Source organism: Pseudomonas sp. c313, assembly GCF_055407145.1.
This window is the reverse complement of record NZ_JBUZRD010000011.1, coordinates 143,906-153,869: the sequence shown is the minus strand read 5'-3', so window position 1 is coordinate 153,869 and position 9,964 is coordinate 143,906. Positions and strand designations below refer to the sequence as shown.

Genomic DNA, 9,964 nt, shown 5'->3' with positions numbered 1-9,964 from the left:
GCTATCGAAACCTACATAACTCTTTGTTTACCAAGGAGTTTTCCGTTTCGACTGCGCCGGAAGTGGGGCGAATTATAGACTTCCAGAATCTGCCGTCAAGGGTTAATTACGCTTTTGTTGCAGAAGGTGCTTTTTTCGCTATAAGACGTGGAATCCGGCGCATTACCGGCGGTACCCGCAGCACCAGGAGCAGTGCACCTATAGATGCATAGATAGCCCACTCCTTCAGGTCAGCACGAACGATCCACAACATATGCAGCAGACCAAGCCCGAGAATCACGTAAACCAAACGATGCAGCGTCTTCCAGCGCGCACCCAACCGACGCTGGCTATAGCGGTTTGACGTTACCGCCAGCACCAAGAGGCAAAGGAAGCCCAAGGCACCCACAATAATATAGGGCCGCTTGCGCAGCTCTACACCCAGTTGTGACCAGTCAAGCCCCAGGATAAAGACGCTGTAGGCAGCCAGGTGCAAAACCACATAGGCAAAGCACCACAACCCTAACTGCCGGCGCACACCGATCCACCCCGCCCAACCGCTGAGTTTGTGCAGTGGCGTCATGCTCAGGGTTATCAGCAACAGCACCAAAGTACCAAGCCCCAGCCTGTCCACCAGCACTTTCCCTGGATCAGGCCCAAGGGAGAAGCTCCAAGCCTCATACAACCAGAGCAACGGCCATACGGCCACAGCTATAAAGACGCCGAGGCGCCAGATCGGGTATCGCATCAATAGTTCTTCCGCAAATCGAGACCTGTATATAAAGAGGCGACTTCATCGGCGTAGCCATTGAACATTTGCGTCTCGCGCACATTGGGACTGAACAGGCCGCTCGGCAAACGTCGCTCCCGCGCCTGGGTCCAGCGCGGATGATCGACGGTAGGGTTCACGTTCGCGTAAAAACCATACTCATCTGCAGCGATGCTTTGCCACGTGGTTTTCGGCTGCTCGCTGACCAGACTGATTCGCACAATGGATTTAACGCTCTTGAAGCCGTACTTCCACGGCACCACCAGACGCAAGGGTGCGCCGTTCTGATTAGGCAACTCACGGCCGTACATACCCACCGCCAGGATTGCCAAAGGATTCATCGCCTCATCAAGACGCAACCCTTCTACATAAGGCCAGTCAATCAGGGCAAAACTGGAGCGCTGCCCCGGCATACTCTTGGGGTCCTGCAGGGTTTCAAAACGGATGTACTTGGCCTTGGAAGTAGGCTCGACCTGCTTGAGCAACGCAGAAATCGGAAAGCCAATCCATGGAATCACCATCGACCACGCCTCAACACAGCGCAGACGATAGATACGCTCCTCCAACCGATAGGGCTTCATGAAGTCTTCCAGGGCATAGCGCCCAGGTTTTGCGACTTCACCATCGATCACCACACTCCACGGCTCGGTCTTGAGGGACCCCGCATTGGTTGCCGGATCGCCCTTGTCAGTGCCGAACTCATAGAAGTTGTTGTAGTGCGTCGCGTCCTTGAATGGCGTGATCGTCTCGTCCTTGACGGTAACCGCCTGCCACTTGGTACTTGGCAGTTTGTCGGCAAACCAGCCTGGCGCCTTGCCTGGCTCGACGCCCGCATAACGGGCAGCGTCATCAGCACTGGCCCAGCGCGGCAGGCTACTGGTAGTCATGCCAGCAAGCGCACCACCGAGCAAGCTGCGGCGAGAGAAATAGAGGGATTCGGGAGTGACTTCCGACTCTTGGCAATCGGACGGTTGGGGCAACTTGATTAACATGGCAACTCCGCAGCTTTGGAGGACTGATGCACCAATAGACTGCGGAGTATGGGGGAAATTACATTAAGGCAACGTTTTACGCCTACGAAGATCGAGCAAATACTGCACCGGGCCGGAAGCAGCATAGGCAAGGAACACCAGCAACAGTATCCGCGGCGGATCACTGAAGACCACCGCGAATACCAACACCACCGCAAGGATCGCCACGAAGGGCACGCGCCCCTTGAGATCGAGTTCCTTGAAGCTGTTGTACTTGATATTACTGACCATCAGCATACCGGCAGCAGCCACCATCAACGCGACCAGGAACGACATCTTCGACCCCTGGATGCCATAGTCACTGAATGCCCAGACGATACCGGCAACCACACCCGCTGCAGCCGGACTGGCCAGGCCGATGAAGTAACGCTTGTCGGCCGTGCCCACCTGGGTATTGAAACGCGCCAGACGTAACGCCGCGCCCGCAACATAAATGAACGCCACCATCCAGCCAACCTTACCCATATCACCCAGGGCCCAGGCAAACGCCAGCAACGCCGGCGCGACACCAAAGGCGACCATGTCGGAAAGCGAGTCATACTCGGCACCGAATGCACTCTGGGTGTTGGTCATCCGCGCGACACGACCATCCAGACCATCGAGGACCATGGCCACGAAGATCGCTATCGCAGCAAAGCCAAAGTACTTGCTGGCACTGACCGTATCACCGGCCGCAAGAGCGCTCTGGGCACTCATGGAATTGATAATGGAATAGAAGCCAGCGAACAGGTTCGCAGTAGTGAACAGATTAGGCAGAAGATAGATACCACGGTGCCGGACTTTACGGCCTTCAGCGTCATGCCCTTCTTCGACATGCTCATCGATCGGTAGCAGGCTTTCGGCGTCAGAAGCCTGGTTTGGCTCTTCGAGACGTTCGCTCATGGACTTTACCTTGCAACGGTTTGAAAAATTTCGACAGAAACTTGCGGCGAGTGTTCGCCCGCAAACGATGCAGCTTTATACCAGAACCTGCCCCCCAAACGAAAAAACGCGGCCTAGGCCGCGTTTTTCCTTGATACGTACGACTTAGTTCTTGGCTTTGTCGACGATCTTGTTGGCACCGATCCACGGCATCATGGAGCGCAGTTGCTCGCCGATGATTTCGATACCGTGAGCGGCGTTGTTACGGCGCTTGGCGGTCATCGAAGGGTAGCCGGTTGCGCCTTCGCTGATGAACATTTTGGCATATTCGCCGTCCTGAATACGTTTCAGGGCGTTGCGCATAGCCTGACGGGATTCAGCGTTGATCACTTCCGGGCCAGTCACGTACTCGCCGTATTCAGCGTTGTTGGAGATCGAGTAGTTCATGTTGGCGATACCGCCTTCGTACATGAGGTCAACGATCAGCTTCAGTTCGTGCAGGCATTCAAAGTAGGCCATTTCTGGCGCGTAACCAGCTTCAACCAAAGTTTCGAAACCGGCTTTAACCAGCTCAACGGTACCGCCGCACAGAACGGCTTGTTCGCCGAACAGGTCGGTTTCGGTCTCGTCCTTGAAGGTGGTTTCGATGATGCCGGTACGACCGCCACCGACGCCAGCAGCGTAAGACAGTGCAACGTTCTTGGCATTGCCCGAGGCGTCCTGGTAGATCGCGATCAGGTCAGGAATACCGCCGCCCTTGACGAACTCGGTACGCACGGTGTGGCCCGGCGCTTTCGGCGCGATCATGATCACGTCGAGGTCGGCGCGTGGCACAACCTGGTTGTAGTGGATCGCGAAGCCGTGGGAGAAGGCCAGGGTGGCGCCCTTCTTGATGTTCGGCTCAACTTCGGTCTTGTACAGCGCGGACTGGAACTCATCCGGGGTCAGGATCATGACCACGTCGGCAGCAGCAACAGCAGAAGCCACGTCGGTAACTTTCAGGCCGTGAGCTTCGGCCTTGGCCACAGTGGCCGAGCCTTTGCGCAGACCAACAGTCACATCGACGCCGGAGTCTTTCAGGTTGCAGGCTTGAGCGTGACCCTGGGAGCCGTAGCCGATGATGGCGACTTTTTTGCCCTGGATGATCGACAGGTCACAATCTTTATCGTAATAAACTTTCATGAGGTTCCTCTATATATCCAGGCCGTTAAGGCCATTCGCTAATTTTGGTTAGATGCTGAGTACTTTGTCGCCACGGGCGATCCCGGTGACGCCACTGCGTACAGTTTCCAGAATCGAGGCCGTCCCGATCGACTGGATGAAGCTGTCCAGCTTGTCGCTTGTACCGGTCAATTGAACGGTATAAACGCTGGCGCTCACATCGACGATCTGCCCGCGATAGATGTCGGTAGTGCGCTTGATCTCGGCACGTTGAGCGCCCGTAGCCTTAACCTTAACCAGCATCAGCTCGCGCTCGATGTGGGCACTTTCCGACAAGTCGACCAGCTTGACCACTTCGATCAGTTTGTTGAGGTTCTTGGTGATCTGCTCGATCACCTCATCATGGCCAACAGTAGTCAACGTCAGGCGCGACAGGGTTGGGTCTTCGGTCGGCGCCACAGTCAGGCTTTCGATGTTGTAGTTGCGTTGTGAAAACAGGCCGACCACACGAGACAGAGCGCCCGGTTCGTTCTCCAGAAGCAGGGAGATAATATGCCGCATAATTAGGTACGCTCCGTTTTGTTCAGCCACATGTCGCGCATAGAGCCGTCTTTGATCTGCATCGGGTAGACGTGCTCACTGGTGTCGACCTGAATATCGATGAACACCAGGCGATCCTTCAGGGCGAACGCCTCTTCCATCTTCGGCTTCAAATCCTTCAAATCGGTGATGCGCATGCCAACATGGCCATAGGCTTCAACCAGTTTGACGAAGTCAGGCAGAGACTCCATGTAGGAGTGGGAGTGTCGGCTGCCGTAGCTCATGTCCTGCCACTGGCGAACCATGCCCAGCACGCCGTTGTTCAAGCAAATGATCTTCACCGGCAGGCCATATTGCAGACACGTCGACAGCTCCTGGATGTTCATCTGGATGCTGCCCTCGCCGGTGACGCAAGCGACGTCGGCATCAGGGAAGCTCAGCTTCACACCCATGGCAGCAGGGAAACCAAAGCCCATCGTGCCCAGGCCACCAGAGTTGATCCAGCGGTTAGGCTTGTCGAACCGGTAGTACTGCGCCGCGAACATCTGGTGCTGACCTACGTCGGAGGTGACATAGGCATCGCCCTTGGTCACTTCGCACAGGGTTTCGATCACGGTCTGAGGCTTGATGATGCTGCCGTCGCCCTTGTCGTAAGGGAACAGGCCGCGGTCACCGCGCCACTCGTCGATCTGTTTCCACCAACTGGCGACGGAATCCTTGTTCGGCGTTTCGCCGATGTCCTTGAGTGCCGCGACCATTTCGGTCAGCACGCTTTCCACAGGACCAACGATAGGCACATCAGCCTTGATGGTCTTGGAGATAGACGCCGGGTCGATGTCGATGTGGATGATCTTGGCATTCGGGCAGAACTTGCTCGCACCATTGATTACCCTGTCATCGAACCGTGCACCAACCGCAAGGATCACGTCGGCATGGTGCATGGTCAGGTTAGCGGTGTAGCTGCCGTGCATGCCGAGCATGCCGACGAACTGCCGATCCGAACCAGGGTATGAGCCCAAGCCCATCAGCGTATTGGTCACCGGCAGGTTGAGCATCTTCGCCAGTTCAGTCAGCGGTGCGGAACCGCCTCCCAGGATCACCCCTCCACCCGCGTAAAGCACCGGACGCTTGGCCGCCAGGAGCATTTCTGCCGCCTTGCGAATTTGCCCCGAGTGCCCACGAACGGCTGGGCTGTAGGAGCGCAGCTTGGCCTTTTTCGGGAAGATGTATTCGAATTTTTCCGCCGGGTTGGTCATATCTTTCGGGATATCAACCACCACGGGGCCCGGGCGACCGGATTGAGCGAGGTAGAACGCCTTTTTCATGACTTCCGGGATTTCCGAAGCATGCTTGATCATGAAGCTGTGCTTCACGATCGGCCGGGAGATACCGATCATGTCGGTTTCCTGGAATGCATCGGTACCGACCATGGTGCTCGCCACCTGGCCGGAAATGATCACCATCGGAATGGAGTCCATATAAGCAGTCGCGATGCCGGTGATGGCATTGGTCGCGCCAGGGCCAGACGTCACCAGTACCACGCCGGCTTTACCGGTGGCACGGGCATAACCATCAGCCATATGGGTTGCGGCCTGTTCGTGACGAACCAGGATGTGGGTGACAGCCGGTTCCTTGAACAGTGCGTCGTAGACATGCAGCAGAGCACCACCTGGGTACCCGTAGATATAGTCGACGCCTTCGTCACGCAAAAAGCGGACGAGCATCTCACCGCCAGATAAAAGCTCCACGTTGTTCACCTCTAAAACGCCAGAATACCGTCCGTTAAAAACCGACGGGTCTTAATAGGTTTACTTCTCAGCAGAGCATGAGCGACGGTGGTCGCCGACTACGTCAGCACTGACTGAGCAAGTATTGGGATCGTCCCAAGTGTTGCGGGACTTTCCCACCCAGCGCGAGGTAACGCGTTGCGGGTGTAACAGGTCGGCGCGGATATACGCCTCATGATCTGCTGAGTGGGTCTGCTTTTGGCAGTCCCTCTACAGCGGACTTTGGATTCTTCTGTTTCAGCCCCTTCAAGTCAAGCAATAATTGCGCTTTTTTCCAACTAAGCGCATGAGAACGCAGAAGAAAGGGGTTTGAGAAGGGATAAAACTCGCCTGAATGTCGTCAAGCGGTAGAAATGTGCGCAAGGCTGCCGGAAAACCCGGCAGTCAGGCAATTAACGAGCGTCGACGATCAATTGGTCGAACTTTTTCAGCGCAGCCCGCAGGCCAAGGCTTTCTCGCGGCCGGGTGGCGTAGACCATCTCAGCCATCTCCATAATTCCCGAAGCATTGGGCAGCGGCAGGTCCTGTTCAAGGATTTGCTTCATCCTTGCAAGGAAAATCCATTGCAGCCACTGATGGAAATCCAGGGTATCGACCGAAAAGGGCTCAACACTGCTTAAGGCCTGCGCACCCGGAGACACCTCGTCCCACCAGCCCTGCAATCGTAACTCACGCTCGATCATCAACAACTGTTCGGCAATCGCCGGAAAACGTGCATCCATCAGAGACTGACCTTGGCCTTTTGCCGAGCCTGAGCGGCACCGGCAGCGTCACCCTGCTTCTCACGAGCCTGGGCAATCAAGCCCCACAGGCTTGCCTGCAGGTCAGGTCGACCGTTGGCCAACGTCAGGCCACGGCGTGCAAACTGCTCGGCTTGCGGCGCATCGCCCTGGGCCATGCGCACTTGTGCCAGGCGATACAGCACTTGCGGTTCGCGCGGTGCCACGCGCTGGGCGCGCTCAAGACTGGAGGATGCGCCGTTCAAGTCGCCACCGGCCTGCTGTTGCTGCGCGGTGGTGAGCAAGGCCAGCACCGGGCCGTCCAATTGCTCGTCGGCCGACAGGCCACCGGCATTGGCGGACGGAATCCCGCTCGGTGTCGAGGGCATGTTGTAGGTGCCCTGGTTGATCGGCGCTGATTGAATCGGTGCAGAATCAACTGGCCCAGGAGTGATCGGCCCTGGTGTAAACGGCTCGGCACTGATGGGTGCCGATGTAGTCGCGCCGCCACCTGGAACCATCACCACCACGCCAGAATCTTGTGGCACCGCTTGAGTTGTCGCCTGTGTAGGGCGCGTGGTCACGGTTTGACGGAAGCCGCCATTGGCCGAGATCCGATCATTGTTTGAAACAGCTGAACCGGAATCCACCACCGGAATAGAACCGCGCTGCACACTGGCGCAACCATTGAGCAAAGCCAGAGCTGTAATAGCTGGAATCCACCACTTGTTCACTTGAAATCCTCTTTGCTTAATTCATCCAGCCCTTGACCCAATCCATGACCGAATCAGCGTCCGCGGGAACACCGCCACCGCACGCTGCGCCGGCTGGCGGTTCGCTGCCGCGAATATACGGCATCTGTACCGCACCCGGACAGTTGGCATCGGAGCCTTGACCAGTATGGGGATCGATCCAGGCCTGGACGATATTGTCGGGCTGCGGCATGTTCAGTGGTAACGGGTCAGCCTTGCGCATGAAACTGGTCCAGACCTGCAATGCACCGGTGGCACCGGTGAACGGGGTCTTGCCATTGTCATCGCGGCCCAGCCAGACCACGGCGAGCAAGTCCTGACTGAAACCGGCGAACCAGCTGTCCCGGGAATCGTTACTGGTACCTGTCTTGCCGGCCAGGGTCAGGTTGGCAGGCAGCGAGCTGTACACCGAACGCCCTGTACCTTCACGCATTACCCGCTGCATGGCGTTCTGGACCAGATAGATGGAAGCCGGATCAAAGCGCTGCTGAATCTGGAACGGATAGCGTTTGAGCGGTTCACCTTCAGCGGTCAAGACGCTACGAATCCCGCGCATTGGCGTATTGAAACCACCGTTGGCGAGGGTCTGGTACATAGTCGCCACTTCCATCGGACTCAGGCCACCGGCACCGAGCAACATGGACGGGAATGCCGGGAACTCCCGGCTGACACCCAGTCGTGCAAGCGTCTTGAGGACGTTCGGCACACCAAGCTCAAGGCCAAGACGCGCAGTCGACAAGTTGTAGGAATGCGCCAGGCCCTGATACAGGAACACCGTACCGTGGGAACGCCGATCATAATTCTGCGGCTTCCAGACTTGACCATCGGCGCCCTTGACCGAAAAAGCCTCGTCGGACAGCCAACTGGTCAGTGTGTACTTGCTCGGTTTTTCCAACGCGGTCAGGTATACCGCCGGCTTGATTAAAGAGCCAATCGGTCGCACGGCATCCAGCGCGCGGTTGAACCCCGCGAAACTGGCCTGGCGACTGCCGATCATGGCCTGGACCTCACCGGTTTCCGGATTGGTCACCACCATGGCCGCTTCCACCTCATCGGAGCCTTTACGCCCGGCCAGACGCTTGAAGGTGTCGGTGACGGACGCTTCGGCCTTCATCTGCAAGATAGGGTCGAAACTGGTAAAGATCCGCAGACCCTCTTCGGTCAAGTCTTCGTCGCGATAGTCTTCACGCAACTGGCGCTTGACCAGATCGATGAAGCCTGGGAACGAGCTGTCCGCCAGCTTGCCGCGAGTGGTCACACCCAGTGGCATTTTCTTTGCGGCGGCGACCTGCTCAGCTGTGGCGACGCCTTGCTGCTCAAGCACGTCGAGTACCAGATTGCGCCGTTCCATTGCCCGCTCAGGATTACGGCGCGGGTTGTAATAGGACGGCCCCTTGACCATGCCCACCAGCAAAGCAACTTGATGCAACTTCAGCTCGGACAACGGTTGACCAAAGAAGAACTGGCTGGCCAGACCGAAGCCATGCACGGCACGCTGCCCATCCTGTCCGACAAACACTTCATTGAGGTACGCCTCCAGAATCTCGCGTTTGTCGTAATGCAACTCAAGCAGCATCGCCATCATGGCTTCAGTGAGCTTACGGCTCAGGCTGCGCTCGCTGGTCAGGTAGAAGTTCTTGACCAATTGTTGCGTCAGGGTGCTGCCGCCCTGGGTCATCTTGCCGCCCGAGGTATTGACCCATATGGCACGGGCAATCGACTTGGGCGAAACACCCCAGTGACTGTAAAAGTCCCGATCTTCCACTGCGACCAGGGTTTCCAGCAGATAAGGAGGCACCTGGTCAATCTTGATGAGGATGCGATCTTCAAGGTTTTTCGGGTAAATCCCACCAATCAGCAACGGCTCCAGGCGCACCACCGGCAGCTTTTCGCCACTGAGGGCCGAAAGCTGCGCGACATAGTCGCCCGAGAAACGCACACGAACCGGCTGCGCCTTTTCAAGGCCTTCATAGAATTGGAAGCCACGGGTGTTCAAGTCCACAGTATTGCCGCTGACCGCCGCCGCACCAGGGCCATTGGCCACGCTTTCGCGCCGGTAGCCCAGGGCATCGAGTTCGGTGAGGAAGTCGTCCTTGCTAAGCTTCTGGCCGGTGAACAATTCCAGCGGGCGCGCGTAGACCTTCGCTGGAATGGTCCAGCGCTTGCCTGAGAACTTCTCCTGAACCACGGCATCAAGGTAGACCGCGAAGCCTGCAATCACTACAAGACCGACCAGGCCGAGCTTGATGGCCCAGCCCAGCCAGGGGCGCAGGCCGCTGGAAGGAGGTTTTTTACGGGAACGGGGAGATCGGGTACGAGTCATGGCGGCGGATTATACGCACTTTATTGATGATCAACATGAGCC

General features: G+C 57.2%; 9 protein-coding genes. All 9 read right to left on the bottom strand.

Annotated elements, in window-relative coordinates:
* Window positions 1-106: 106 nt before the first annotated feature.
* Window positions 107-727, bottom strand: coding sequence for a protein-methionine-sulfoxide reductase heme-binding subunit MsrQ (gene msrQ / locus ACZRKZ_RS23605; protein ID WP_463982896.1), 621 nt, complete (start codon window positions 725-727; stop codon window positions 107-109).
* The gene (gene msrP / locus ACZRKZ_RS23600; protein WP_463982895.1) at window positions 727-1,740 is read right to left on the bottom strand and encodes a protein-methionine-sulfoxide reductase catalytic subunit MsrP; all 1,014 of its coding nucleotides are present in this window, start codon (window positions 1,738-1,740) and stop codon (window positions 727-729) included. The genes msrQ and msrP overlap by 1 nt, the downstream gene beginning before the upstream one ends.
* A 63-nt stretch (window positions 1,741-1,803) precedes the next feature.
* Window positions 1,804-2,661 (bottom strand): CDP-diacylglycerol--serine O-phosphatidyltransferase, encoded by an 858-nt coding sequence (pssA, locus tag ACZRKZ_RS23595; RefSeq protein WP_463970198.1) that lies wholly within the window; start codon window positions 2,659-2,661, stop codon window positions 1,804-1,806.
* 144 nt (window positions 2,662-2,805) lie between these two features.
* Window positions 2,806-3,822, bottom strand: a complete 1,017-nt coding sequence (ilvC, locus tag ACZRKZ_RS23590; protein ID WP_133103540.1) for a ketol-acid reductoisomerase — start codon at window positions 3,820-3,822, stop codon at window positions 2,806-2,808.
* Between the two features lie 48 nt (window positions 3,823-3,870).
* A complete protein-coding gene (gene ilvN, locus ACZRKZ_RS23585; RefSeq protein WP_003176102.1) occupies window positions 3,871-4,362 on the bottom strand; it encodes an acetolactate synthase small subunit in 492 nt (163 codons plus the stop codon).
* A gap of 2 nt (window positions 4,363-4,364) precedes the next feature.
* Window positions 4,365-6,089: an acetolactate synthase 3 large subunit gene (locus ACZRKZ_RS23580; protein WP_463970196.1), complete on the bottom strand. Its 1,725-nt coding sequence runs from the start codon at window positions 6,087-6,089 to the stop codon at window positions 4,365-4,367.
* Window positions 6,090-6,520: 431 nt separating this feature from the next.
* Window positions 6,521-6,850, bottom strand: coding sequence for a YqcC family protein (locus ACZRKZ_RS23575; RefSeq protein ID WP_463970195.1), 330 nt, complete (start codon window positions 6,848-6,850; stop codon window positions 6,521-6,523).
* The gene (locus ACZRKZ_RS23570) at window positions 6,850-7,581 is read right to left on the bottom strand and encodes a tetratricopeptide repeat protein (RefSeq protein ID WP_149413199.1); all 732 of its coding nucleotides are present in this window, start codon (window positions 7,579-7,581) and stop codon (window positions 6,850-6,852) included. The genes ACZRKZ_RS23575 and ACZRKZ_RS23570 overlap by 1 nt, the downstream gene beginning before the upstream one ends.
* A gap of 16 nt (window positions 7,582-7,597) precedes the next feature.
* On the bottom strand, window positions 7,598-9,922 hold the full coding sequence (mrcB, locus tag ACZRKZ_RS23565) for a penicillin-binding protein 1B (protein ID WP_463970194.1): 2,325 nt from the start codon (window positions 9,920-9,922) through the stop codon (window positions 7,598-7,600).
* Window positions 9,923-9,964 lie beyond the last annotated feature (42 nt).